This is a genomic window from Streptomyces sp. NPDC025651, from assembly GCF_055558735.1.
Genome location: NZ_JBVHLZ010000003.1, coordinates 126,177 through 151,259, shown reverse-complemented (window position 1 = coordinate 151,259; position 25,083 = coordinate 126,177). Strand labels below are relative to the sequence as shown.

18 protein-coding genes and 1 riboswitch are annotated in these 25,083 nt (G+C 73.9%); of the genes, 7 read left to right on the top strand and 11 right to left on the bottom strand.

Annotation, left to right across the window (positions count from 1 at the left end; all coding sequences use genetic code 11):
- Window positions 1-38: 38 nt before the first annotated feature.
- Window positions 39-1,718: a class I adenylate-forming enzyme family protein gene (locus ACZ4D5_RS12905; RefSeq protein ID WP_467772390.1), complete on the bottom strand. Its 1,680-nt coding sequence runs from the start codon at window positions 1,716-1,718 to the stop codon at window positions 39-41.
- Window positions 1,715-3,451 carry a CoA transferase gene (locus tag ACZ4D5_RS12900; protein WP_467772389.1) on the bottom strand — a complete coding sequence of 579 codons (1,737 nt, stop codon included), beginning with the start codon at window positions 3,449-3,451 and terminating at the stop codon, window positions 1,715-1,717. Before ACZ4D5_RS12900 ends, ACZ4D5_RS12905 begins: the two co-directional genes overlap by 4 nt.
- A gap of 130 nt (window positions 3,452-3,581) precedes the next feature.
- Between ACZ4D5_RS12900 and ACZ4D5_RS12895 the strand changes: the two genes are divergently transcribed.
- Window positions 3,582-4,889 carry an acyl-CoA dehydrogenase family protein gene (locus ACZ4D5_RS12895; RefSeq protein ID WP_467772388.1) on the top strand — a complete coding sequence of 436 codons (1,308 nt, stop codon included), beginning with the start codon at window positions 3,582-3,584 and terminating at the stop codon, window positions 4,887-4,889.
- Here ACZ4D5_RS12895 and ACZ4D5_RS12890 read toward each other — a convergent pair.
- The 3 genes from ACZ4D5_RS12890 to ACZ4D5_RS12880 all read right to left on the bottom strand — a co-directional run bounded on the left by ACZ4D5_RS12890 (window position 4,858) and on the right by ACZ4D5_RS12880 (window position 8,681).
- Complete coding sequence (locus ACZ4D5_RS12890) at window positions 4,858-5,877, bottom strand: sugar ABC transporter permease (protein ID WP_467772387.1); 1,020 nt, start codon at window positions 5,875-5,877, stop codon at window positions 4,858-4,860. The two genes, ACZ4D5_RS12895 and ACZ4D5_RS12890, sit on opposite strands and share 32 nt — an antisense overlap.
- Before the next feature lie 71 nt (window positions 5,878-5,948).
- A complete protein-coding gene (locus ACZ4D5_RS12885; protein WP_467772386.1) occupies window positions 5,949-7,166 on the bottom strand; it encodes an MFS transporter in 1,218 nt (405 codons plus the stop codon).
- A 108-nt stretch (window positions 7,167-7,274) separates the two neighbouring features.
- Window positions 7,275-8,681 (bottom strand): short-chain fatty acyl-CoA regulator family protein, encoded by a 1,407-nt coding sequence (locus ACZ4D5_RS12880; RefSeq protein WP_467772385.1) that lies wholly within the window; start codon window positions 8,679-8,681, stop codon window positions 7,275-7,277.
- A gap of 288 nt (window positions 8,682-8,969) precedes the next feature.
- Here ACZ4D5_RS12880 and aceA point away from each other — a divergent pair, with 288 nt between their 5' ends.
- The 4 genes from aceA to metE all read left to right on the top strand — a co-directional run bounded on the left by aceA (window position 8,970) and on the right by metE (window position 15,606).
- Complete coding sequence (gene aceA / locus ACZ4D5_RS12875; protein ID WP_467772384.1) at window positions 8,970-10,247, top strand: isocitrate lyase; 1,278 nt, start codon at window positions 8,970-8,972, stop codon at window positions 10,245-10,247.
- Window positions 10,248-10,374: 127 nt separating this feature from the next.
- Window positions 10,375-11,973: a malate synthase A gene (aceB, locus tag ACZ4D5_RS12870; protein WP_467772383.1), complete on the top strand. Its 1,599-nt coding sequence runs from the start codon at window positions 10,375-10,377 to the stop codon at window positions 11,971-11,973.
- Window positions 11,970-12,839: a 3-hydroxybutyryl-CoA dehydrogenase gene (locus ACZ4D5_RS12865; RefSeq protein ID WP_467772382.1), complete on the top strand. Its 870-nt coding sequence runs from the start codon at window positions 11,970-11,972 to the stop codon at window positions 12,837-12,839. Before aceB ends, ACZ4D5_RS12865 begins: the two co-directional genes overlap by 4 nt.
- A gap of 48 nt (window positions 12,840-12,887) precedes the next feature.
- A riboswitch (cobalamin riboswitch) is annotated at window positions 12,888-13,109 on the top strand.
- 166 nt (window positions 13,110-13,275) lie between these two features.
- The gene (metE, locus tag ACZ4D5_RS12860) at window positions 13,276-15,606 is read left to right on the top strand and encodes a 5-methyltetrahydropteroyltriglutamate--homocysteine S-methyltransferase (RefSeq protein ID WP_467772381.1); all 2,331 of its coding nucleotides are present in this window, start codon (window positions 13,276-13,278) and stop codon (window positions 15,604-15,606) included.
- Window positions 15,607-15,656: 50 nt separating this feature from the next.
- Here metE and ACZ4D5_RS12855 read toward each other — a convergent pair whose 3' ends face one another.
- Complete coding sequence (locus ACZ4D5_RS12855; protein ID WP_467772380.1) at window positions 15,657-16,742, bottom strand: DUF5937 family protein; 1,086 nt, start codon at window positions 16,740-16,742, stop codon at window positions 15,657-15,659.
- A gap of 99 nt (window positions 16,743-16,841) precedes the next feature.
- Between ACZ4D5_RS12855 and ACZ4D5_RS12850 the strand changes: the two genes are divergently transcribed.
- Window positions 16,842-18,089 (top strand): MFS transporter, encoded by a 1,248-nt coding sequence (locus ACZ4D5_RS12850; protein ID WP_467772379.1) that lies wholly within the window; start codon window positions 16,842-16,844, stop codon window positions 18,087-18,089.
- On the opposite strand, the gene ACZ4D5_RS12845 is transcribed toward ACZ4D5_RS12850, so the two are convergent.
- From ACZ4D5_RS12845 to ACZ4D5_RS12835, 3 genes are all read right to left on the bottom strand, one after another.
- On the bottom strand, window positions 18,032-19,198 hold the full coding sequence (locus ACZ4D5_RS12845; protein WP_467772378.1) for a bifunctional 2-methylcitrate synthase/citrate synthase: 1,167 nt from the start codon (window positions 19,196-19,198) through the stop codon (window positions 18,032-18,034). The two genes, ACZ4D5_RS12850 and ACZ4D5_RS12845, sit on opposite strands and share 58 nt — an antisense overlap.
- A gap of 17 nt (window positions 19,199-19,215) precedes the next feature.
- Window positions 19,216-20,121, bottom strand: a complete 906-nt coding sequence (prpB, locus tag ACZ4D5_RS12840; RefSeq protein ID WP_467772377.1) for a methylisocitrate lyase — start codon at window positions 20,119-20,121, stop codon at window positions 19,216-19,218.
- 108 nt (window positions 20,122-20,229) lie between these two features.
- Window positions 20,230-21,738 (bottom strand): MmgE/PrpD family protein, encoded by a 1,509-nt coding sequence (locus ACZ4D5_RS12835; protein WP_467772376.1) that lies wholly within the window; start codon window positions 21,736-21,738, stop codon window positions 20,230-20,232.
- Between the two features lie 212 nt (window positions 21,739-21,950).
- On the opposite strand from ACZ4D5_RS12835, the gene ACZ4D5_RS12830 reads away from it, so the two are divergent.
- Window positions 21,951-23,402 (top strand): short-chain fatty acyl-CoA regulator family protein, encoded by a 1,452-nt coding sequence (locus tag ACZ4D5_RS12830; RefSeq protein WP_467772375.1) that lies wholly within the window; start codon window positions 21,951-21,953, stop codon window positions 23,400-23,402.
- On the opposite strand, the gene ACZ4D5_RS12825 is transcribed toward ACZ4D5_RS12830, so the two are convergent.
- On the bottom strand, window positions 23,366-23,896 hold the full coding sequence (locus ACZ4D5_RS12825) for a GrpB family protein (protein ID WP_467773014.1): 531 nt from the start codon (window positions 23,894-23,896) through the stop codon (window positions 23,366-23,368). The genes ACZ4D5_RS12830 and ACZ4D5_RS12825 overlap by 37 nt on opposite strands.
- Window positions 23,897-23,949: 53 nt before the next feature.
- On the bottom strand, window positions 23,950-24,951 hold the full coding sequence (locus ACZ4D5_RS12820; protein ID WP_467772374.1) for a LacI family DNA-binding transcriptional regulator: 1,002 nt from the start codon (window positions 24,949-24,951) through the stop codon (window positions 23,950-23,952).
- Between the last annotated feature and the right edge of the window lie 132 nt (window positions 24,952-25,083).

Genomic DNA, 25,083 nt, shown 5'->3' with positions numbered 1-25,083 from the left:
GGCCGCCCGGTGATTCCGGGCGGCCCACGGGCGTACGGTCAGACGGCCGGCGCGAGAGGCTCCTCGGTCCGCGCGGCGCACCGCTCACGCAGCAGCGGACGGTCGGGCTTGCCCGCCGGAGTCAGTGGCAACTCCGAAAGGACCAGCAGGCGTTCGGGGTGTTTGCGCCGCTCGAGGCCACGCGCGTCCAAGTGCGAGCACAGCTCCTCCAGCGTCGGTGCCCCGTCGCCGCGCGCCACGACACAGGCCGCGAGCCGTTCGCCCATCAGCGGATCGGGCACGCCGACGCACACCACGTCCCGTACGCGCGGATGCGCCGCCAGCTCGATCTCGACCTCGGCCGGACTGATGTTGGCCCCGCCGCGGATGACGACGTCCTTGAGGCGGCCGACGATCCGCAGGCTCCCGTCGTCCTCGACGCGCCCGAGGTCGCCGGTGCGCACCCAGCCGTCGGCGGTGCGGTAGCGGGCGTCGAGTTCGGGGGCGGCGACGTAGCACAGCGGGGTCATCGGGCCGCGGGCGACGATCTCGCCGACGGAGCCGGGCGGCGCCTCCTCCAGCTCCGGGGTGCCCGGCACGGCGATGCGGATGTCGGTGACCCGCGGGTCGGGGTGGCCCGCGAGCACACCGGGGCCCTCGCCGCGCAGGGGCTCGCCGGCAAGCCCCGTATGGCAGTTGACGCCGTCGGCGGAGCCGTAGAGGTTCACGACAGGGCAGCCGAAGACCCGCCGGGCCTCCTCGGCCGTGGCCTCGTCCAGCGGGGAGCCGCCGACGACGACGGCCGTCGGGGGAGTGAACCGCGGGCGGTGTCCCCGCGCGGTCCGATGGGCGATCCGGTCGAGCATCATGCGGATCATCGTCGGTACGCCCAGGACGTGCGTGGGCTCGTGCGCGGCGAGGGCGTCCAGGGCGGCGTCCGGCGTGAAGTGGTCGAGGAGGACCAGCGTTCCGCCGTGCCGGGCCAGCGTGACGGCCGTGCCGTTGCTGCCGAACGCGGAGGCGAGCGGCACGAGGAAGAGGCAGCGCGGGGGCCGCCCGTCGGGGATGAGCGAGGCGAGGAAGTTGCCCCGGCCGCCCGCAAGGGCGTTGTGCGAGTACGCCACCATCTTCGGCTCGGCCTCGGAGCCGGAGGAGACCAGGATGCGGGCCGCGGAGTCGGGGTCGGGGCGGGCCGCGGCGAAGGAAACGGGATCGCTCCGCAGCAGCGCGGCGAGCGGGACCGTGCCCTCCGGGGTGGCGAGCCCGGCCGCGATCACCGTACGCAGGAAGGGGAGTTCGCCGCCGAGCGAGAGCAGATCGGCGGCGTGGCGGTTCCCGCGGTGCTCGGTCGCGGCGATCACGGCGGTCGCCTCGGCCCTGCGCAGCAGCGAGGCCGCCTCGCGCCCGCCGCGGCCGACGGGGAACGGCAGCGCGACGGCGCCGAGCGCGGCCAGGGCCAGGTCGGCGATCACCGCGTCGCGGCCGTTCGGGAGCTGGACGCCGACCACGTCACCGGGGCGTATGCCGAGTCCGGAGAGGCCGGCGGCCAGACATCGCACCTTGCGGTCGAGGGCCGTGTAACAGAGCTTCCCCTTGGCGTCGATGACCGCGGTGCGGTGCGGGTCGGCGATCTGACGGGACCGGTGGAGGCTGTACAGGTCGAGGTCGGGGCAGGTGCCGTCGGCCGCCCAGGAGCGGCGCAGTCCTGCGGGCAGGAGGTCGTGCAGGGGCACGGTCATATGAAGCTCCAGGGGGAGGGGACGGCGGGTGCGCCGTGGGCGTCGCGGCCGATCGAGCCGGAGTCGAGGAGGCCGGCGAGGTCGGTCACGACGGGCACGGCGGAGAGGCCGCGGCCCCGCAGCCGCTCCAGCGCCTCTTCGGTGGACAGGTCGCGCACGTCGTAGGGAAGGGCACAGTGGTCCGTGAGGGCGACCCAGCCGTCGGCGGTCGGCAACGGACGCCGGAAACCCGCCGGTTGACGCGGGGCGAGGCCCTGCGCGACGCGCGAGCGGGCGGGCGCGGTGAGCACGTCGGCGGCCCCCAGCAGGGAGGAGTCCACGCGTACGCCGCAGCCGAAGCGCTCCCGGTGCAGCAGCCCCGCCAGGGTCGCCTCGGCGCCGAGCAGGCCGCCGAGCACGTCGAGCAGCGTCATCAGGGACGGTGCGGGCGGCTCGTCGGCGGGCCGCACCGCCTCGCCGACCCCGGTGCGGGCCTGCACCATGAAGTCGGTGCCCATCGGGGCGCCGGGCAGCCGGTCCGCCCAGCCGCTGGTGTACGCGTAGACCAGGCCGGGGTTGACCGCGGCCAGGTGCTCGTGGTCGAGGCCGAGCTGCTCCGCCTTGCCCGGCGCCCAGTTGTGCAGGAACACGTCGGCGTCGGCGGCCAGCTCCCGCAGCCGCTCCCGGCCCGACGGCGACTTGATGTCCACCTCGGCGGCCCGCTTGCCCCGGTTCAGCGCCAGCCAGCGTGCCGAGAGGCCGGAGCAGGCGGGCGGCATCCCGCGCAGCGGGTCCCCGCCCGGCGGCTCGATCCGGATCACCTCCGCGCCCAGCAGGCCCAGGAGATGGGCGGCGAGCGGGGCCTGGATGCGGCGGCCCGCCTCCAGGACGGTGAAGCCGGCCAGGGGAAGGTCGCCGGGGGACCCGACGGGGGAGTACGAGGTGTCGCACGGCGTCAGCCGAAAGGGGTCGGCCCCGTCGAACTCGGCGGCCCGCTTCTGGAGCGACCACAGCGGGCACACCTCGGCACCGGCTGCCTCGGCGGCATCCCGGATCCGCTCCCAGCCGTTCGCCCGCACCACGTCGTGCAGCGTCCGGGGGAAGGGCGCGCAGGCGGTGGCGTACCGGAACTGGAAGGGGCGCCAGCCCCGGCGTATCGCCTCCTCCGGGGCGTCGAGGGCGCGCCAGAACGCCGCCCACGCGCCCGGGTCCAGCGTCTCCAGTTCGAAGACGGTGCCCTCGGCCGACGTGAACGGCGGCCCGCCGGGCCCGAGTTCGGCTGCCTCGCCCTCCTCGGCCCCGGCTGCCGCCAGGTACTGGGAGACGGTGAGCAGAGCCGCCCGTTCGGCGCTGACCTCGACCCGCGTGGTGCTCGCGCCGCGCAGCCGCGCCAGGAGCCCGGCGAGCAGGCCCTGGACGGCGAGGACGCCCGCGGTGGTGGCGGCGTAGTCGACGGCGAGGCCGGCCGGGGCGCCGTCGCGGCGGCCGTGGACCGCCATGATGCCGGTGGCGGCCTGGACGGTGGCCTCGTCGGACGCCGCACCGCCCCAGGAGGTCCGTGCGGTGACACTGCCGATGCCGGGTCCTGACACGGTGAAGCGGCCGCCCGCGGAGCCGTCGGTCCCGACGCCGAGGAGGCGCAGGTGCTCCGCGACGAGAGCGCCTCCCGGGCCCGGTGGCCCCGAGCGCTCCGAGCGGAGTCCGTCGAGCGGTCCGGCCGTCCGAGCGAGGGCCTGTGTGGATGGAGTTGTCATCCCTCTCCTTTTGTGGCGCATGCGTCACGCGTTCCTCACGCGCGGGAACTCGGAGGCCCTCGCCTCCGACCTGTTCCACGGAAGAGGGAGTCGGACGGCCGACGGCCGGGGTTCCCGCGGAACGCGAAAAGTGACGGAGACCCGTATGGCGGAGTCGGCGGAGTGGGAGCGGTCGACGGAGTCGGAGAAGTCGCCGACGGAGCCGGAGCAGTCAGAGCAGTGGGAGAAGCCGGAGAAGCCGGAGCAGTTCGGCGGTGCGCCGCGGTGTCCGGACGACGTGGTCGAGTTGAGGGACCGGGTCGCGGCGTTCGTACGCAGCCGGGTGGTGCCCTGCGAGCCGCTCCTCGACGCCGGAGGGCCCGGGGCCGCCGTGGCGCTGCGCGGGCTGCGGGAGGAGGCGAAGGCCGCGGGGCTGTGGGCACTTCCGCTGCCCGAGGAACTCGGCGGCCAGGGGTTGCCGTTGCGGGCGTACGCCCATGTCGCCGAGGCGGAGGGCGCGAGCGACCACGGGCCCGCCGCGCTCGGCTCCGCGCCGCTGCTCGACGTGACGATGCTGTGGCGGCACGGCAGTTCGCGGGTCCGTGAGCGGTACGTGCAGCGCTTGGTGACGGGGGAGATACGGGCCTGCTACGCGATGACCGAGCCCGAGACGCCCGGTACCGACCCCTTCCTCACCACGACCCGCGCGGCGCCGATCGGGGGCGGGGCCTGGCGGGTGAGCGGACGGAAGTGGTTCACCACCGGTGTCGCCGACGCCGACCTGGTCACGGTCCTGGCCCGCACGGACGGCGCGCCGCGGGACCGCGAGGGGCTGTCGCTGTTCCTGGTGCCGACCGGCACCCCGGGGTTCCGTGTCGAGCGGGAGCTGCCGGTGCTCGGGGCGGGCGGACAGGGCGAGTTCTCGCTCGACGACGTCTTCGTCGACGGCGACCATCTCGTCGGCGAGCGCGGCAAGGCGCTCGCCGTGGCGGGTGAACGGCTTCAACTCGGCCGTACGCTGCGGTGCCTGCGCTGGCTCGGGCAGGCGGCGCGCGCCTTCGACCTGCTGCGTGCGCGGGCCGTGACCCGCACCCGTTCCCGTGGCCCGCTGGGCGATCTGCAGCTCGTCCAGGGCCACGTCTTCGAGTCACTGCTCGCCCTGCGCGCCGCACGGCCACTCGTGTACGAGGCGGTGGACCGCCTGGACGCCGGTCTCGACGCGCACGTCGAGGTGGGCCTGGCCAAGGTGGCCGCCGCCCGCACGCTGCAGCAGGTGGCCGACGCGGCGATCCAGGTGCACGGCGCGGCGGGCCTGGGCCCGGACACCGCGCTGCCCGCGCTGTTCCGCGCGGGCAGGGCGGCGCGGATCCTGGACGGCCCGGACGAACTCCACGTCACGTCGGTCGCCCGGCGGGTGCTGCGCGGCACTAGGCGTGATGGGGAGGGAGGAGACCGCTGAGGACGGCGAGTCCGTACGCGAGGAAGAAGTCGCCCCAGATGAGTTCGTGCCGGGTCGCGGTCCCGGAACGGAGGTCGTAGCAGCCGTCGAGGAGCCGCCCGTCGTCCGAGAGCCGGTCGCGCACCAACTCGCGCAGGATCTCGGCCGCTTGGCGGCGGCGGCCGAGCTTGAGGAGCGCCACCGCGGTGATGGCCGCCGCGGAGGTGTCGACGGGGCCCTCGGGGTGGGCGGCGTCGGCGGGCGGGACGGCGCGGGTCGGCATCAGACGGTGCAGGGCCCGGGTCTGGTCGTCGACCCCGAGACGGTGCGCGGCGTCGGCGAGGGCCAGCAGCAGCCAGGCCGGCCCGCGGCTCCAGCCTGGCGGTGGATCGTCGAGGGGCACCCAGCGGTCGGGTGCTTCGTGCTCCAGGGCCCAGCGGAAGGAGCCCTCGCCGAGGCAGAGTTGGAGGTGGCGACGTAGATGGGAAGCGGCGGCGCCAGGGTCCACGGTGGCCAGCAGCGGGACCATGCCGGGCACACCGTCGACGCGGGCGACGAGGCGCGGCCCGCCGAACGCGGAGCCCCAGGGGACGATTCCGAGCCGGGTGTCGAAGGCGTCGCGGCAGGCGCGGGCGGCCCGGTTCCGCAGGGCGGTCGCGGTCGGCCCGTCGGCGAGCGCGGTGCCGTACCAGAGGATCAACCCCCGCGTGGCGGTGTCGACGTCGACCCACTGCGAGAGCCGTTCGGTGACCCGCAGCGCGGCCTCGCGGTCATCGCGGTCACGCGTGTACCGGGCCCGCAGCCACAGCAGCCCGGCCCAGAAGCCCCCGACCCACGCCCCTCGCCCCGTACCAACCCACCGCCCACCCTCGGCCCCGCCCTCGGTCCCGACCTCGGCCTCGGTCCCGGCCCCGGTCCTGGCTCCGGCTCCGGCCCCGGTCCCAGCCCCGGCCCCAGCCCCCGCGAACAAGGGAAACCGGTCCCCGACTTCGCGTCGGGTGGCGTTCACTCGGCTCAGGACACGTTCCAGTGCGGGGAGGGCCCACTCGGGAGTGTCGTGCGAGTCGTACGCGGGCCCTGTCACCGCACACCCTCCCGTCGTTCGCGCACCGCCCAGGCCATGGCCACGACACCCGCCCCCAGGAACTCGGCCGCCACCAGCAACCACCCCGTCCCGTACCGTCCTGCGTCCGCCAGCATGCCGAACAGGGGCGGGCCGAGGGCGAAGCCCGTGAAGAAGCCCGCCGAGACCAGGGCCGAGGCCTGGCCCGCTCTGCCGGGTTTCGCGTGGTGCATCACCAGGACCATCGAGACGGCGTTCGCGGAGACCGCGAAGACGCCCACGGCCATCGCCGCGAGCCACACCAGCGGTCGCGCGTGCGTCGACGCGGCAAGGAGTAGCGCGGCGCCCACCGCGCCCGCGGCGAGCCCGCCCGGCAGCCACCGCGCGCGGCCCGGGTGCCCCGCCACCTTGGACCAGCCCACCCGGCCGACGATGCCCGCGACGCCGAGGACCGCCACCAGCCCCCCGGCCGCCGTCGCCCCGAGACCGAGCCGCCGCGTGCCGTACAGCGCGAGGTAGGTGTTGACCGACGCGATGCCGCAGCCCAGCAGCAGGGAGAACGCCGTCAGCCAGGCGATCGTGCCCCTCGGGACCCAAGAGGCGCGCCCCGGCGCCGACTTCGGCGGGCCGTCGGGCGGCAGCGTGCGCGCCGCCCAGACCGCCGCCACCACGGCTGCCGCTGCCGCCGCCCACACCGCCCACCGCCAGCCCGCCGCCCCGGCGAGCGCCGCGAGCGGCAGCCCGGCCGCGAACGCGCCCCACTGCACCCCGGACTGCTTCATGCCGGTGACCGCGCCCCGCCGTTGCGGGGGCACGGAGGCCAGGATCGCCTTGTTGGTGGCGGGGTTGGCCAGTGCCTGCGGAAGGCCGCCGAGCGCGACGGCCACCAGCAGGAGCCAGGCCCCGGGCGCCGATCCGATCAGCGCCAGCGCGAGCGCCGACGCCGCGAGCAGGGCGACCAGGCAGCGGCGCGGGCCGAGGCGGTCCACCACGCGCCCCCCGGTGGGCGAGAGCAGCGCCGCCGCACCGAAGCCGACGGTCGTGGTGAGCCCCAACTCGGTCGGCGTCACGCCCAGTTCGTCCACGAGCCGCGGCCCGAGAGCCCCGATCAGGAAGAGCTGCATCATGGAGAAGGCCATGGCGCAGGTCAGCAGCGCGGTCATGCCGGTGGTGGCCGTGTCCCTCGCGTGGTTCTCCGGCGGACCGGTACTCGTCTCACCCTGCTGCGCCGCCACCGGCGTTCCCTCCTCCACGTCCACACCACCGGGGCCCGGAACTGCCGGGCCCTCGACAGGTGTCGGCCCGAACGGCCCATGAGTTCCGGGGCCCGGGGGTGCGCTGGGTCACACGGAGGGATCCGCCACCGGGTACGGCACGAACGCGCTGCTGTTCGGGTCGATCCGCAGCGGTCGGCCCAGGGGCGGCACCGCGCGCTGCGGGCAGTCCAGGCGCTCGCACAGACGGCATCCCATGCCGATCGGCGTCGCGGCGGACGCGTTGGCGAGGTCGAGGCCGTCGGAGTAGACGACCCGGTGCGCGTGGCGGATCTCGCAGCCGAGCCCGATGGCGAAGGTCTTGCCCGGCTCGCCCCACCCGCCGCGGTGCCGGGTGAAGGCGCGGGCGGTCCACAAGTACCGCTGCCCGTCCGGCATTTCGGCGATCTGGACATGGATGCGGCCGGGTGCGGCGAAGGCCTCGTACAGATTCCACAGCGGACAGGTGCCCCCGGCCCGCGAGAAGTGGAAGCCGGTCGCGGACTGCCGCTTGGACATGTTCCCGGCCCGGTCGACCCGTACGAAGGAGAAGGGCACCCCGCGCAGGCGCGGACGCTGGAGCGTGCTCAGCCGGTGGCAGACGGTCTCGTGGCCGAGGCCGTAGCGGTCGGTGAGGCGCTCGATGTCGTACCGCACCTCCTCGGCCGCCGCGTGGAAGTCGGTGTACGGCAGGATCAGCGCCGCGGCGAAGTAGTTGGCGATGCCGATGCGGGCCAGCGCGCGGGCGGGGGAGCCCGGCGGGAAGTCCTCGCCGGCCTGCCGGTCCAGTGCGTCGCCGTACTCCAGCAGGGCGAGCTGGGTCGCCATGCGGAAGGCACGCTGTCCCGGGCGGAGCCGCCCGGACAGGTGCAGGGTGCGGGTCGTGTCGTCGTAGTGGTGCAGGTGGTCACCGGCCCCGGCGGCCAGGCGCACACCATGGGCGTCGAGGAGGCGTGCCGTGAGGGCGCGTACGACCTCACCCGGCCGGATGCCGATCTCCCTGGCGAGGCGTTCGGCGGCGAGGTCGGTGTCGTGCAGGTAGTTCTGACGGCGGTAGAAGAAGTCCCTGATCTCCTCGTGCGGTGAACGGGGCCCGTCCTGCCCGGCGTCCCGCCCGTCCCCGGCTCCGGCCAGCCGCTCGGAGAGGAGCTGATTGCGGCGGCCGAGGTCCAGCAGGACCTGGGCGACCGCGGGCATGCGGGACGCGAGCTCCGAGAGGTCGGACGAGGACACGCGGGTCTCGGCGATCTCGCTCGCCAGCGCCTCCCGCAGATCCGCGAGCAGCCGCGTGGTGTCCCGCTCGGAGAAGAAGCCGGGGTCGACGCCGAAGGCCTCGGTCAGCCGCAGCAGCACGGGCACGGTCAGCGGGCGTGAGTCGTGCTCCATCTGGTTCAGATAGCTGGGCGAGATGCCGAGCACCCGGGCCAGTTCGGCCTGGCTCATCCGGCGCTCCTCGCGCAGCCGCCGAAGCCGCGCCCCCGCGTAGGTCTTGCTCACCGCGCCACCCCTCCGTTCGAGACGGTGGCCAGCGTACGTGAGCGGGCACGTTCCCGGCCCTTCGCAAACTTGGCAATCGAGGTCGAGAAGATTCGCAGAACTTGGCATCGGTCCACGGTTGTTGGCACTCAGTGCCAGTGCCAGAGTTCCAGTGCGGCCCGCCGGAACAGCATTGCTCAGCTCCTCGCACCGGCTGGCCGCACCTCAACGAGAGACACGCAGTGCCACACCCCCGAAGCGAAGACGGGGAATTGGCAGACCACGCAACCCACGGAAACGGTGAGCGACATGGCAGAGGCGAACACCCCCGCACAGGAACTGGCGCGGCGCTGGGCGACCGACCCGCGCTGGAAGGGCATCGAGCGCACCTACGGCCCCGAGGACGTTCTGCGGCTCTCCGGCAGCGTGCGCGAGGAGCACACCCTCGCCCGCCGCGGCGCCGAGCGGCTGTGGCGGCAGCTGCACGAGCAGGACTACATCCACGCCCTGGGCGCCCTCACCGGCGGGCAGGCCGTGCAGCAGGTCAAGGCCGGGCTCCAGGCGATCTACCTGTCGGGCTGGCAGGTCGCCGCCGACGCCAACCAGGCCGGGCACACCTACCCCGACCAGAGCCTCTACCCCGCCAACTCCGTTCCGCAGGTGGTGCGCCGCATCAACAACGCGCTGCTGCGCGCGGACCAGATCGCCACCTCCGAGGGCGACACCTCAGTGGACTGGCTCGCGCCGATCGTGGCCGACGCCGAGGCCGGGTTCGGCGGCCCGCTCAACGCCTTCGAGCTGACCAAGGCGATGATCGCCGCGGGTGCCGCGGGCATCCACTACGAGGACCAGCTCGCCTCGGAGAAGAAGTGCGGTCACCTGGGCGGCAAGGTCCTCGTGCCCACCGCCCAGCACATCCGCACCCTCAACGCGGCCCGCCTCGCCGCGGACATCGCCGACGTGCCGACGCTGATCGTCGCCCGCACGGACGCCCTCGCCGCGAACCTCCTGACCAGTGATGTGGACGAGCGCGACGCCGAGTTCGTCACGGGCGAGCGCACCGCCGAAGGCTTCTACCGGGTGCGCGCCGGCATGGCACCGGTCATCGCGCGCGGCCTCGCCTACGCCCCGTACGCCGATCTGATCTGGGTGGAGACCGGCACCCCGGACCTGGGCCAGGCCCGCGAGTTCGCCGAGGCGATCCACGCGGAGCACCCGGATCAGATGCTCGCGTACAACTGCTCGCCGTCCTTCAACTGGAAGGCCGCGCTTGACGACGACCAGATCGCCAAGTTCCAGCGCGAGCTGGGCGCGATGGGCTACCGCTTCCAGTTCATCACGCTGGCCGGTTTCCACGCCCTCAACCACGGCATGTTCGACCTTGCCCGCGGCTACGCCGAGCACGGCATGACCGCCTATGTCGACCTGCAGGAGCGGGAGTTCGCGGCGCAGCAGCACGGGTTCACTGCCGTTCGGCATCAGCGGGAGGTCGGTACCGGGTACTTCGATCTTGTCTCCACGGCGGTGAATCCGGCCTCGTCGACGACGGCGCTGGCCGGTTCCACCGAGGCGGAGCAGTTCCACTAGGCGCTCGGCTGGAACGCAACGTTCGTATCCGCGGGCCGGTGGGGGTGGGCGCGCAGTTCCCCGCGCCCCTTACGGGGCGCCCCCGCCTCGCCCGCCCGATCCGTCCGCACAGCAGAGGAGCCCTCTCATGACCACCACCGCCCCACCTGCCACTGTCCAGATCCTCGCCGCCCCCGGCCCCCGCCACGACGAGATCCTCACCCCCGAGGCCCTCGCCTTCGTCGGGCGGCTCGCCGGGGTCTTCGAGGGGCGCCGCAGGGAGCTGATGAAGGAGCGTCGGCGGCAGGCCCTGCGGCTTGCGAGCGGTTCTCCGCTCGACTTCCCCAGGGCCACCTCCGCCGTGCGCGCCGACCCGTCCTGGCGCGTCGCCCCGCCCGCCCCCGGCCTCACCGACCGGCGCGTCGAGATCGCGGGGCCGCCCGACCGCCGTATGACCGTCAACGCCCTCAACTCCGGCGCCCGCGTGTGGATGGCCGACTTCGAGGACGCCACGGCACCCACCTGGGAGAACATCGTCGGCGGCCAGCTCAACCTGCTCGACGCCGTCGAGCGAAGGATCGACTTCACCACGCCCGAGGGCAAGGAGTACCGGCTCGCGGACCGCGAGGGCCTCGCCACCGTCATGGTCCGCCCGCGCGGCTGGCACCTGGACGAGGCACACCTGGCGTACGACGGCCGGCCCGTGCCCGCCGCCCTCGTGGACTTCGGCCTGTACTTCTTCCACTGCGCCCGGCGGCAGATCGAGGCGGGACACGGACCGTACTTCTACCTGCCCAAGCTGGAGAACCGCTACGAGGCCCGGCTCTGGAACGACGTCTTCGTCACCGCCCAGGAGCTCCTCGGCATCCCGCGCGGCACGATCCGCGCCACCGTCCTGATCGAGACGGTCACCGCGGCGTTCGAGATGGAGGAGATCCTCTACGAGCTGCGCGAGCACAGCGCCGGGCTCAACGCGGGCCGCTGGGACTACCTGTTCAGCATGATCAAGACGTTCGGCCACCGCACCGACTTCCTGCTGCCGGACCGCGCCAAGGTCACCATGGCCGCGCCCTTCATGCGCGCCTACACCGAACTGCTCGTGCGCACCTGCCACCGGCGCGGCGCCCATGCCATCGGCGGCATGGCCGCCCACGTGCCGGGCAGGGACCCGGCCGTCAACGAGGCCGTGTTCGCGAAGGTGCGGCTCGACAAGGAGCGCGAGGCCGAGGACGGCTTCGACGGCTCCTGGGTCGCCCACCCCGGCCTGGTGCCCGTGTGCCGGGAGGTCTTCGACGCCGTCCTCGGCACGAGAGCCCACCAACTCGACCGGGGCAGGGACGACGTGGAGGTCACGGCCCAGGACCTGCTGTCGGTGCGGCGCGTCAGCGGGCCGCCGACCCCCGAGGGCGTGCGCGCCAACATCGCCGTTGCGCTCGGTTACTTCGCCGCCTGGCTGCGCGGGCAGGGCGCCGTCGCCCTGGACGGGCTGATGGAGGACGCGGCCACCGCGGAGATCGCCCGCGTGCAGGTCTGGCAGTGGCTGCGGCACCGCGTCATCGACCGCGAAACGGTACGGCGTCTGCTCGACGACGAGCTCGCCGCCCTGGGCGCCGCCTACCCGTGGGCGCCCCTCGACGACATCCGCGCGCTCTTCGAACACACCGCCCTCAGCGGCGAGTTGCCGCTGTTCTTCACCCCCGATGCCTACTCCCGGCACCTCGTGCGGCAGGCGGAGGCACCGGCATGAGCGAGAGCATTCGACGCGTCGGCGTGGTCGGCGGCGGGCAGATGGGCGCGGGCATAGCCGAGGTGTGCGCGCGAGCGGGCCTGGACACCGTGGTGTGCGAGGCGGACGCCGTGGCCGCCCTCGCGGCACGCGACCGGGTCGAGGCCTCCCTGGAGCGCGCCGTGCGGCGCGGCAAGCTGGCCGGGGACGCGGCGCGCGGCGCGCTCGCCCGCATGACGTTCACCGGCAGTCTGGAGGACCTGGCCGACCGCCAGCTGGTCGTCGAGGCCGTCGTGGAGAACCAGGACGCCAAGACCGAGGTCTTCGCCGCCCTCGACAAGATCGTCGAGGACCCGGAGGCGATCCTCGCGACCAACACCTCCTCGCTCCCCGTGATGCGGCTCGGCATGGCGACCACCCGCGCGGACCGGGTCGTGGGCCTGCACTTCTTCAACCCCGTGCCGGTGCTGCCGCTGGTGGAGCTCGTCACCTCCCTGCACACCGCGCCCGCAACGGCCCGCCGCGCCGAGGAGTTCGCCGCGGCGACGCTGGGCAAGAGCGTCATCCGCTCCCGCGACCGCTCGGGCTTCGTCGTCAACGCCCTGCTGATCCCGTACCTCCTGTCGGCGATCCGCATGGCGGAGTCCGGCTTCGCCACCGCCGAGGACATCGACACCGGCATGGAACTGGGCTGCGCCCACCCGCTGGGCCCGCTGAAGCTCGCGGACCTGATCGGCCTGGACACCGTCGTCTCGATCGCCGAATCGCTGTACGACGAGTTCCGCGAACCGCTGTACGCCCCGCCGCCACTGCTGCAACGGATGGTGGAGGCAGGGCTGTTGGGCCGGAAGTCGGGACGCGGATTCCATGCGTACGGCGAGGACTGACGTCGCGTACGCCACAAGCTGACGTCGTCACGTGCGGCGATGTCCGATAGGCTGATCCACGCAGCTGGTTCGCCCCGTCAGCCAGGCGGGAGGCGTCGCAAGAGGGAACCCGGTGGGAATCCGGGACTGCCCCGCAGCGGTGAGCGGGAACGACCGCCGTCATACGCACTGGGTCCGACAGACAGGACCTGGGAAGCGACGGCCACTAGGTGTCTCGTACGACGAGACGTGCCCGCGAGTCCGAAGACCTGCCAACTGCCCGTGCACGGACCACCCGTGCGCGGACATCCCGGTGACCTCGTGGGCGGGTCGGCGTACATATCAGGCGGACGACCGCGCCTTGCCGCGCGAGGCCGTACCCGCCCGGTTCGTCACCCCTTCGCGCTCTCGTCCCGTCGCCGGGATCTCAGGGATTCATCTCGCGAAGGAGATCTCCGTGACCGGCAAGACCGCAGCCGCGGCAGCACGGGCCACCGTGTACGGCTACCCCCGCCAGGGCCAGAACCGCGAACTGAAGAAGGCCGTCGAGGGCTACTGGAAGGGCCGCGTCACCGCCGACGCCCTCCGGACGACCGCCGCCGAACTCCGCGGCGCCAACTGGCGGCAGCTGGCCGAGGCCGGCATCCACGAAGTGCCCACCGGGGACTTCTCGTACTACGACCACGTCCTGGACACCACCGTCATGGTGGGCGCCGTCCCCGCGCGCCACCGCGCCGCCGTCGACACCGACGCCCTGGACGGCTACTTCGCCATGGCCCGCGGCACCCAGGACGTGGCGCCGCTGGAAATGACCAAGTGGTTCGACACCAACTACCACTACCTCGTCCCCGAGTTGGGCCCGGACACGGTGTTCACGGCCGACTCCACCAAGCAGGTCGCCGAGCTCAGGGAGGCCCTCGCCCTCGGCCTGGCCGCACGGCCCGTCCTGGTCGGCCCGGTCACCTACCTCCTGCTCGCCAAACCCGCCCCGGGCGTCGCCGCCGACTTCGACCCGCTCACCCTCCTGGACCGGATCCTGCCGGTGTACGCCGAGGTCCTCGCCGACCTGCGCGCGGCGGGCGCGGAGTGGGTCCAGCTGGACGAGCCCGCCCTCGTCCAGGACCGCACCCCGGCCGAACTGAACGCCGCCGCGCGCGCCTACCGCGACCTCGGCGCCCTCACCGACCGGTCGAAGCTGCTGGTGGCGACGTACTTCGGGCGGCTCGGCGACGCGCTGCCCGTCCTCGCCAAGGCTCCGGTCGAAGGCCTCGCTCTCGACTTCACCGAGGCCGGCACCGCCAACCTGGACGCCCTGGCCGAAGTCGGCGGACTCCCCGACAAGCGGCTGGTCGCCGGCGTGGTCAACGGCCGCAACATCTGGGTCAACGACCTGGAGAAGTCCCTGTCCACCCTCGGCACCCTGCTCGGCCTCGCCGACCGGGTCGACGTGTCGGCGTCCTGCTCCCTGCTGCACGTGCCCCTCGACGCCACGGCGGAGCGGGACATCGAGCCGCAGATCCTGCGCTGGCTCGCCTTCGCCCGCCAGAAGACCACCGAGATCGTCACCCTCGCCAAGGGCCTTGCCCAGGGCACCGACACGATCGCCGCCGAACTGGCCGCCAACCGCGCCGACCTGGCTTCGCGCGCCGGCTCGCCGATCACCCGCGACCCCGCCGTGCGGGACCGCGCCGCCGCCGTCACCGAAGGCGACGCCCGCCGCTCCCAGCCGTACGCCGAACGGGCCGCGGCCCAGCGGGCCCACCTCGGCCTGCCCCTGCTGCCGACCACGACCATCGGGTCCTTCCCGCAGACCGGCGAACTGCGCACCGCCCGCGCCGACCTGCGCGCGGGCCGGATCGACACGGCCGGCTACGAGGAGCGCATCAGGGCCGAGATCCAGGAGGTGATCTCCTTCCAGGAGAAGGCCGGTCTGGACGTCCTCGTGCACGGCGAGGCCGAACGCAACGACATGGTCCAGTACTTCGCCGAACAGCTCACCGGCTACCTCGCCACGCAGCACGGCTGGGTCCAGTCCTACGGCACGCGCTACGTCCGCCCGCCGATCCTCGCGGGCGACATCTCCCGCCCGGAGCCCATGACGGTGCGCTGGACGACGTACGCCCAGTCCCTGACGGGCCGCCCGGTCAAGGGCATGCTCACCGGTCCCGTCACCATGCTCGCTTGGTCCTTCGTCCGCGACGACCAGCCGCTCGGCGACACCGCGCGCCAGGTCGCCCTCGCCCTGCGCGACGAGGTGAACGACCTGGAGGCGTCCGGGAGTTCGGTGATCCAGGTCGACGAGCCCGCCCTGCGCGAGACGCTGCCGCTGCGGGCTGCCGATCGCCCGGCCTATCTGGCGTGGGCCACGGAGGCCTTCCGGCTCAGCACCGGCGGCGTACGCCCGGACACACAGATCCACACCCACATGTGTTACGCCGAGTTCGGGGACATCGTCCAGGCCATCGACGACCTCGACGCCGACGTGATCAGCCTGGAGGCGGCCCGCTCCCACATGCAGGTCGCCCGTGAACTGGCCGCACACGGCTACCCGCGCGAGGCGGGACCCGGCGTCTACGACATCCACTCCCCACGCGTGCCGAGCGCGCGGGAAGCGGCCGAACTGCTGCGCGCGGGCCTGAAGGCGATCCCCGCCGAACGGCTGTGGGTGAACCCCGACTGCGGCCTGAAGACCCGCGGCTGGCCCGAGACCAGCGCCTCGCTGGAGAGCCTGGTCACGGCCGCCCGCACGGTCCGTGAGGAACTGGGTGCCGGGGAGCGGGTGAAGTAGGCCCGCGGCCGAGCCGTTCGCCCCGGCGGGGGCACTGGCGGCCGTACCGCTCAGCGCAGTACGGCCGCCAGCAGGTCGGCCCCCAGCGCCGTCAGATCGGGCACGTTGAGGGTGTGCCGGACGTAGCGCCCGTCCCGCCTGGCCGTGAGCAGGCCCGCACGGCGCAGCACGGCGAGATGCCGGGAGACCTCCGGCAGCGAGAGTTCCCAGGCGGCGGCCAACTCGCCGGTGGTGTGCGGGCCGCGCGCCAGGGTGCGCAGGAGGCGCAGGCGTACGGGGTGGGAGAGCGCGTCCAGCCGGAGCGTGACCGTCTCCAGCGACACCGGCTCCGACGGGCCTGGGGCGGCCACGGGGTACTGCACCACCGGCTGCCACCCCGGCGCGTGGACCACCACCAGGTGCGGGCTGCCGAAGACGCTGGGGATGAAGGTGACCCCGGCGCCGTCGGCGGTGGTCGCCTTGTCCTGCAGCTTGTCCACCACGATGCGGTCGCCGTCCGGTGCCAGGGCGACCGCGCCGGAGACCGACGCGAGCGCCGCGTCGAGGCCCTGGCGCCTGAGCAGGTCGTTCTTCACGCGCAGGTCGGTGGCGATCCGTACGGCGACACCCGCCCAGGCCTCGTCGAAGAAGGCGCCGGCGCACAGTTCGAGGGTCCTGCGCACCCGCGACCGCACCGCGGCGGGGTCCGCGAGCAGCCGTTCCGCGAAGGCCTCCTGCCGCGCCCCGCGCGCCTGGGCCAGATCCAGGGCCCGCTCGCGGGCGGCCGCGTCGGTGAGCGGCGACGCGGTGCCGCAAGGAACCCGGTCGCTGCCGCACGTGGTGATGAGCGCGGCGGTCACATACCGCTCGTCGTCGATCCGGTCGACGTCGTCCAACTCCTCGGCGAGGGTCGCCCTGGGCCGGGCGGGCAGCAGGAAGTCGGCCTGTGAGGAGCGCCAGAGGAACTCCGCCTCCCGCAGCCGCTCGACCAGTTCGGGCGGTAGCCCGGCCCAGACGCCGGCGGCCCAGTCGGCGAGCTGCGGATGGTGTCCGGGTTCCGCCAGCGCGTGCAGCATCGCGGTCAGCTCGGCCAGCGGCGACGCGGCGAACCGCACGTGCTCGGTCGGCAGGCCCGTGATGTCGATGCGCAACGTCATCCGCTCATCATCGCTGGTCGCACGGTCGGCGACGACGACAGTTGACGGTGTCCGTCAAGTGACGTGTCCCGCCGGGCGGTCCACCGCACGGTGAGCTCCATGCCCACCACCCTCAAGAACCAGCCCCGTGCCCTGGTCCGCGCCTCCGGCGGACCGCGCTATGCCGTCGCCCTGGCCGTGGACGCCCTCGGCACCGGTCTGCTGCGCCCCTTCCTGCTGCTCTACGGCGTGACGGTCCTGCGGCTCTCGGCGCCCGCCACCGGCATCGCGATGACGGTCGGCATCGTCGCGGGACTGGTGTGCATGCCCGCGGTGGGCCGCTGGCTCGACCGGGGCGCACGCAGCACGGTCGTGGCCGCGTCGATGCTGGTGCGGGTCCTCGGCGTGGCGGTACTGCTCGCCACCCCGGCGGGGCACGTCTGGCTGTTCGGGACGGCGGCGCTCCTCCTCGGCATCGGCAACCAGGCCTGGCCCGCCGCCCATGCGGCACTCGTGGCCACGGTCTCCCACGGCCGCGAACGCGACGCGGCGCTCGCGGCGGGGCGTGCCCTGCGCAACGCGGGCCTGGGCGTGGGCGCGCTCGTCGCCACCGCGTGCCTGGCGGGCGGCGCGGGCGCGCTGCAGGCGCTGGCCGCCGTCACCGGGGCCGCCTGTCTCGCCGCGGCGGCCCTGGCCTGGTCGGTCCACCTGCACGCCCGTCCGGCCGCCGCCCCGGCCACGGGCGGACCCGAGGCCCCCGCGCCCCGGATGCGCGCGCTGCTTGCCGCCAACGTCGTCTACGTCTTCTGCCTCAACGTCCCCGAGATCGCGCTCCCGCTCATCCTGGTGACGCAGTTGGACGCGTCCCCGGTGTGGTCGGCGGCCATCTTCGTGGCCAACACCGTGCTGGTGGTCACCCTGCAGGTGCCGGTCACCGTCGCGCTGTCCCGCTCCTCCCGGCGGACCGTGCTCGCGTTCGGCGGCGTGCTGCTCGCCGCCTCCTACCTCGGCTTTCTCGCGGCCACCGCACTGGGCCACGGCTGGGGTGCCCCGGCCGTCGCCGCGGTGTCCGTGCTCTGCACCGTCGGCGAGATCGTCTACGCGGGCAGCGCCACCGCACTGGTCACCGCCCTCGCCCCGGCCCACACCATGGGCCGTGCGCTGGCCCGCTTCGAACTCTCCACGGGCTTCGGGCTCGCCGTCTCCCCGGCGGTCATCACGGCCCTTGCGCCCCATGGCCCGGCGGCGCTGTGGGGGAGCCTGGCCGGAGCGACGTTGCTGTCCGCCGGTGCCGTCGCCGCCGAGAAGGATCACGTGGCCGAATCCGGCGTCGCGACACCGGCGGCCACCGCGGGCACCGCCCGCTGATCCGGTCCCTCGTACGACGCGAGAGGCCTGATCAGGGCGTTGTGGGCGCGCTGTTCGGTGATGTGGGCCGTCCAGCCGGTGAGGCGGCTCATCACGAAGATCGGGGTGAAGGCGGGGGTGTCGAAGCCCATCACGTGGTAGGCGAGGCCCGCCGGGTAGTCCAGGTTGGGGTGGATGCCCTTGCGGGCGAGCACGGCATGACGGAGCGCCGTGTGCAGGGCGGCCAGGCGGGTCGCTTCGGGACCGGGGGCGCGGGCCACGAGGCGGTCCAGGGCGTTCTGCATGATCGGCACGCGGGAGTCGCCGTGCTTGTGGACGCGGTGGCCGAAGCCCATGACCTTCCGCCCGGCCGTCAGCGCCTCGTCCAGCCACTCGGCTGCCCGCCGAGGGTCGCCGATCTCGTCGAGCATGTGCATCACGGCCTCGTTGGCGCCGCCGTGCAGCGGGCCCTTGAGGGCGCCGATCGCCGCGGTGACCGCGCTGTACAGGTCCGAGAGCGTGGACGTGACGACGCGCGCGGTGAACGTGGAGGCGTTGAAGCTGTGTTCGGCGTACAGCACGAGGGAGATCTCGAAGCAGCGGACCACATCGCGGTCGGGCACGCTGCCGAAGCACATGTGGAAGAAGTTCTCCGCGTACCCGAGGCCGGGGTCCGGCGGAATCGGGGCGAGGCCGCGGCGGCGACGGTGGTCGGCGGCCACGACCGTGGGCAGCTTCGCCAGCAGGGCCAGGGACTTGGCGCGGTTGGCCGCGGGGCTGCCGTCGTCCTCGGCGGGGTCCTCGGCGCCGAAGAGGCTGACGGCGGTGCGCAGGACGTCCATCGGGTGGCAGGTCTCGGGCAGCCGGGCGAGCAGTTCGGACGTGGTACGGCCCAGCGGGCGCAGCGCGCGCTCGCGGGCGCTGAAGTCGCGCAGCCGGCCGGCGTCCGGAAGTCCGTCGTGCCACAGCAGATACGCGACCTCCTCGAAGGAGCGCCGGGCGGCTAGGTCCTGGACCGGATAGCCGCGGTAGGTCAGCGAGTTGGTCTCCTCGATGACGGTGGAGATCCGGGTGGTGTCGACGACGACACCGGCGAGGCCCCGGTGGACCTCGGGGACGCTGGTGGACATGAGGTGCCTCCGGTGCGTCAGGTGGCGGGCGGGGGAGCGAAGTCGAGGACGGCCGCGTCGAAGGCGGCGTGGTCCTGGTGGCCGAGGAGTTCGTACAGGCGCGAGCGGGTCTGCATGCGCGGCAGCAGGGCTTCCTGGGTGCCCTCGGCGGCGAGGGTGCGCAGCCCGTCCTCGACGGCGCCCATGGCCAGGCGCAGCAGGGTGACGGGGTAGAGGGCGATGTCGTACCCGAGGTCCTCCAGGGCGCGCGTGGTCAGCAGGGGGCTCTTGCCGAACTCGGTCATGTTGGCGAGCAGCGGGACCGGGACCGCCTTGCGGAAGGCCTCGAACTCCCGCTCGTCGGCGAGGGCTTCGGGAAAGACCGCGTCCGCGCCGGCGTCGACGTACGCCTTGGCGCGGTCGATGGCCGCGTCCAGGCCCTCGACGGCGCGGGCGTCGGTGCGGGCCATCAGCAGGAAGTCCGGGTCGCGGCGGGCGTCCACGGCGGCCCGGACGCGGCGGACCATCTGTGCGCGGTCGACCACGGCCTTGCCGTCGAGGTGGCCGCACCGTTTGGGGTCGACCTGGTCCTCCAGGTGCAGGCCCGCCAGGCCCGCGTCCTCCATGAGCTGGACGGTGCGGGCGACGCCCAGCGGTTCGCCGAAGCCGGTGTCGGCGTCGACGAGCACGGGCAGGTCGGTGACCCGGGTCGTCTGCTGGGCGCGGGCCGCGACCTCCGTGGACGTGGTCAGGCCGATGTCGGGCAGCCCCAGGTCGGCGGCGAGAACGGCGCCGGAGAGATAGACCGCCTGGAAGCCGGTGTCCTGGATGAGGCGGGCGGTAAGGGGGTTGAGGGCGCCGGGCATCACCAGGACGCGGTCGGCGGCCAGCCGCGCGCGCAGGGCACGGCGGCGTTCGGCGGGGGTGGTGCGGGTGTGGGACATCAGCACTGCCCTTTCGAAGACTTTGGGTGGTTTTCGGTGGTTCGGAAGAGGCCTTGTGGCTTTGCGGCCTTGTGGCTTTGCGGCCTTGCGTCCTTGCGGCCTCGCGGGTCAGAACAGCCCCTTCGGCAGGCTTTCGTCGACCTCGCGCAGGGCCCCCGCGTCGACCTCGGGGAATAGCCCGTCCAACTCCTCGGCCGTGAGCGCGGCGAGGAGCTCGGCGGTGGCCAGGAAGCGGTCCTGCTCGCCCGGCGCCACGACGCCGTCCGTCAGGGTGCGGAACTTGCCCGCGTAGGCAGGGCGGTCGAAGGGCCGTGCCCCGGCCGGATGGGCGTCGGCGACGGCGAGTTCGTCCTCGATGACCCTGCCGTCGTCCAGGGTGACCACCGCGCGCCCGCCGAAGGCACGGCGGGCCGGGTCGGGGTCGTGGTAGCGGCGGGTCCAGGCCGGGTCCTCCACCGTGGTGATCCGCCGCCACAGCGCGACGGTCTCCGCACGGCGGGCGCGCTCGGGGGCGTAGGAGCGCTCGTGGTGCCAGGTGCCGTCTTCGAGGGCGACGGCGAAGATGTACGGGACCGAGTGGTCGAGGGTCTCGCGGGCGGCGCAAGGGTCGTACTTCTGCGGGTCGTTCGCGCCCGAGCCGATCACGCGGTGGGTGTGGTGGCTGGTGTGCAGGACCACGGACCGCACCCGCTCCAGCGGCCCGGTCTTCTCCCGAAGCCGCCGCGCCAGGTCGATGACGGCCTGCGCCTGGTACTCGGCGGAGTGCTCCTTGGTGTACGTGTCCAGGATGGCGCGGCGCGGTTCGCCGGGCTCGGGGAGCGCCACCGTGTACACGGCGCCGGGGCCGTCCAGGAGCCAGCCGAGGAAGCCGTCCTCACCTTCGTATACGGGGGAGGGGGAGGTCTCGCCGCGCATCGCACGGTCGACGGCCTCGACGGCGGCCTTCCCGGCGAAGGCGGGTGCGTACGCCTTCCAGCTGGAGATCTCGCCCTTGCGGGACTGCCGCGTCGCGGTCGTGGTGTGCACGGCCTGCTGCACCGCCTGGTACACGGTCCCGGCCGGCAGCCGCAGCATCGCGCCCAGGCCGCAGGCGGTGGCCGCGCCGAGGTGGGCGACGTGGTCGATGCGGTGCTCGTGCAGGCAGATGCCCTTGGCCAGCGCGACATGGATCTCGTACGCGGCGACGATGCCGCGCAGCAGGTCGGCGCCGCCGCGGCCGCTGTGCTGGGCGACGGCGACGAGCGGCGGGATGTTGTCGCCGGGGTGGGCGTAGTCGGCGGCCAAGTAGGTGTCGTGGAAGTCGAGTTCGCGCACGGCGGTGCCGTTGGCCCAGGCCGCCCACTCCGGGGAGACACGGGTACGGGTGCCGTGCACCGAGGCTCCGGGCGCGGCGGCCGGGTGCGCGGTGGCCTGCGCGCGGGCGACGGCGACGGGACGCCGCGCCAGGGAGGCCAGGGCGACGGCGGTGTCGTCGATGACCCGGTTGACGGCCATGGCGGCGCTCGCGGCGTCGATTTCCTCGGTACCGAGGGCCACGGAGGCCAGTTTCCAGGCGAGTTGCTCCTCGCGCGGGAGGCGGTCGGTGCTGGGGTGGACGCGGACGCGGTGCTCGATCACGGAACTCCTCGGGGGTGGACGGCCGGTACTTCCTTGACCGAGGCTGCCCGCCGTGCGGCCTCCCGGCCACCGCGCCAATCTGTGGAATCCGTACCGCAAAGGGCGGTGAATCAGCGGAAGTTGCGAATCGTGCGAATGGTAGTTTCACAAGTACGTGACAGAGCGACCGTCGCCGCGCGGGTGGGCGGCACGTCGCCCGAGGAGGTGTGCCGATGGGCCGACGACCGGCGGACCGCAAGGTCTACGCCCACGCCAAGCTGCGCAGGCTGCGCCGCGCACACTGCATGAACCAGGTGGAGATGGCCCGCGCGCTCTCCATCTCCACCAGTTACGCCAACCAGATCGAGCAGAGCCTGCGCCCGCTGACGGCCCCCGTGCTGCTGCGGATCGCGGAAGTCTTCGGTGTGGACGCGGAGTTCTTCTCCGGGGCCGACGAGGACCGCCTCGCCGCCGACCTGCGCACCGCGCTCACGGACGAGGCGTGTGGGGTGGATGTGCCCGCCGCGGAGGACATCGCGGAGGCCGCCCGCGACCACCCCGAGGTGGCGCGTGCCCTGGTCGCCCTGCACCACCGCTACCGCGATGCCGCGGAACGGGCGGCGTCCCTGGCTCCCCGGGGCGACACCTCCGCCCTGCCTCCCGCGGAACCGCACGACGAGGTACGGGACTTCTTCTACGCCCACCACAACCACATCGCCCCGCTGGACGAGGAGGCCGAGCGCACCGCCGCGGAGCTCGCCACCGGAACGTCCGTGGGCGGCACGGCGGCCGCGCTCGCCCGCCGCCTCGCCGATGACCACCGCGTACGGGTGGTCGATGCCGCACGCGAACACGTCGCGGACGCCCGCCGCTTCGATCCGGACACGGGCCTGCTGTTCCTCTCGCCCTGGCTGAGCGAGGGGCAGCGCTCCTTCCAACTCGCCACGCAGCTGGCCCTCTTGGAGCAGGGGCCACTGCTCGACCGTCTCGTCGACGGCGCCGGCCTGTCCTCACCGGAGGCGGCTGGCCTGGCCCGCATCGGCCTGGCCACCTACTTCGCGGGTGCGCTCCTGATGCCGTACGGCGCCTTCCACGCGGCGGCGGAGGAACTGCGCTACGACATCGAGCTGTTGGCCGTCCGCTTCGGCGTCGGCTTCGAGACCGTCTGCCACCGGCTCAGCACCTTGCGGCGCACCGGCCGCCGCGGCGTTCCCTTCTCCTTCCTCCGCGCCGACCGGGCGGGGAACATCTCCAAACGGCAGTCGGCCACCGACTTCCACTTCTCCCGGCTCGGCGGCACCTGCCCCCTGTGGACGGTGTACGAGGCCTTCTCCGCGCCGGGCCGCATCCTCACCCAGGTGGCCGAAATGCCGGACGGCAAGCGGTACTTCTGGGTGGCCCGCACGGTCACGCGCGGCGGCTTCGGGCACCACGCGGCACGCGCCGAGTTCGCCGTGGCCCTCGGCTGCGAACTGCGCCACGCGCACCGTCTGGTCTACGCCGAGGGCATCGCCCTCGACGACCCCCGCGCCGCCACCCCGATCGGCCTGGGCTGCCGCATCTGCGAACGCCGTGACTGCGCCCAGCGGGCCAGGCCGCCCGCCGGGGGCCGCCTCGCGGTGGAACCGGACCGGCGGACGCTGGTGCCCTATCCGGTGGTGGACGGGGGCCGGGCGGCGAGGTAGGCCTTGCCGAGCAGCTCCTCCACCAGGCCGCTCTTGGCCGCCAGATAGGCCGCCCGGCCCTCCCGGTCGCCGGTGAACCGCCGTGCCAGTGTCCGCTTCAACTCGCTGTAGCGGCGCACCTCTTCGGGGTGCAGCCGCAGATAGTCGCGGAGCAGGACGTGGTCCAGGTGGGGCTTGGTGCCCTCGACGACGCCGTACAGGTGATGGGGGACCGGTGCCTCGGGCGCGCGGAACGCCTCGCGTCCCGCGACCCCCAGGTCGCCCTCGTGGCGGTAGCCCTGGCCGGTGAGCCGCGCGATCAGCTCCGCCATGGCGGAGGCGTTCGCGACCACGATGTCGAGGTCGATGATCGGCTTGGCCGCGCACCCGGGCACGGACGTGCTGCCGACGTGCTCCACGGCCACCGCGATGTCCGCGACGTGCGGGGCGAGTCGGTCACGCAGCTCCCGGAACTGCGCGGCCCAGCGAGGGGAGTGGTCGCTGACCACGATCATGTCGCTCACGGTGCCAGTCTCACATGCGCAAGGCTGTTGATCCGACCGGGAGTTCAGGCCCCGCCGAGTGTGGAGGCGCGGGCCTGGAGGGTCCACTCCTGGTCGCGCACCGTGTCGGGGCCCGCGCGGTCGGCGAGGATGTCGCAGAGGAGTTCCGCGCAGGCCCGGCCGTACGCGGCGGGCCGCAGGTCGACGGCCGTGACGGGCGGGCTGGCGCCGCGGGTGGCGGTGCCGTCGACGCAGGAGGCGACGAGGAAGTCCCGTCCCACGGTGCGGCCCAGCGCGGCGGCCGCGTGCAGGACACCCGGTGCCGCGCCGTCGGGGGCGCAGATCACGGCGTCGATCTCCGGGTCGGCGGCGAGGAGCGCCAGGGTCGTCTCCTCGGCCTCGTGGGCGGTGGCGGCGAAGGAGACCGTGCGCCGGTGCACCGGGGTGCCGTGCGCGCTGCCCCACTCCTCGGCCGTGGCGTTCAGGGCGGCGGCCCAGGCGGAGGTGTCGGCGGGGGCGAGCAGGGCGGGGCGGCGGGCGCCGCGGTCGTGGACGTGGTCGAGCAGCGCGGCCAGCGAGGCGGAGTTGTCGCAGACGACGGCGCCGCTCGGGGCGGGCGCGGGCCCCAGATAGCGCTCGCCGGTGACGACGGGCACCCCGGCGTCGAGCAGCGCGGGCACCGCGGCGTCGCCGACCTCGGGGTCGATGACGAGGAGCCCGTCGACGCGCGAGGTGAGCTGGCCCTGCGCGCCGCTCGCCGGGGCCAGGAGCACGACGTCGAGCCCCTCCTCCTGGGCTCGGGCGACCGCGCCGAAGGCGAGGTTCATGTAGTAGTCGAGCCGCGTCGCGGTCTGCGGCAGATGGAGCCCGATGGCTCCGGTGCTCGCCCGGCGCAGCCGCCGCGCGGCGCTGTTGGGCCGGTAGCCGAGACGGTCGGCGGCCTCCCTGACCCGGTCCCGGGTGGCCGCCGCCACCCGCCCCGAGCCCTGCAGTGCGTCGGAGACGGTGCTCTTGGAGACCCCGGCGGCGCGGGCGACATCGAGGAGGGTCACGGCTCGGGCGTTCACGTGACGGAAGTCTAGACGTTCGCGCAGAGCCTTGCCGGAACGTTCCGGCACGGTCTACATTCCGTCGTGCCGGAACGTTCCCGCCCCACCGCGGGGCCCCGGGCCCGGCCCCCCCCCCCCCCCACCCCGCAG

Bases quoted from the DNA above. Each gene is read 5' to 3' on its own strand.
- ACZ4D5_RS12845 (WP_467772378.1), bottom strand. From the start codon at position 19,198: ATGTCCACCAGCGTCCCCGAGGTCCACCGGGGCCTCGCCGGTGTCGTC.
- ACZ4D5_RS12905 (WP_467772390.1), bottom strand. From the start codon at position 1,718: ATGACCGTGCCCCTGCACGACCTCCTGCCCGCAGGACTGCGCCGCTCC.
- ACZ4D5_RS12855 (WP_467772380.1), bottom strand. From the start codon at position 16,742: ATGACGTTGCGCATCGACATCACGGGCCTGCCGACCGAGCACGTGCGG.
- aceA (WP_467772384.1), top strand. From the start codon at position 8,970: ATGGCAGAGGCGAACACCCCCGCACAGGAACTGGCGCGGCGCTGGGCG.
- aceB (WP_467772383.1), top strand. From the start codon at position 10,375: ATGACCACCACCGCCCCACCTGCCACTGTCCAGATCCTCGCCGCCCCC.
- prpB (WP_467772377.1), bottom strand. From the start codon at position 20,121: ATGTCCCACACCCGCACCACCCCCGCCGAACGCCGCCGTGCCCTGCGC.
- ACZ4D5_RS12850 (WP_467772379.1), top strand. From the start codon at position 16,842: ATGCCCACCACCCTCAAGAACCAGCCCCGTGCCCTGGTCCGCGCCTCC.
- ACZ4D5_RS12865 (WP_467772382.1), top strand. From the start codon at position 11,970: ATGAGCGAGAGCATTCGACGCGTCGGCGTGGTCGGCGGCGGGCAGATG.
- ACZ4D5_RS12825 (WP_467773014.1), bottom strand. From the start codon at position 23,896: ATGATCGTGGTCAGCGACCACTCCCCTCGCTGGGCCGCGCAGTTCCGG.
- ACZ4D5_RS12900 (WP_467772389.1), bottom strand. From the start codon at position 3,451: ATGACAACTCCATCCACACAGGCCCTCGCTCGGACGGCCGGACCGCTC.
- ACZ4D5_RS12830 (WP_467772375.1), top strand. From the start codon at position 21,951: ATGGGCCGACGACCGGCGGACCGCAAGGTCTACGCCCACGCCAAGCTG.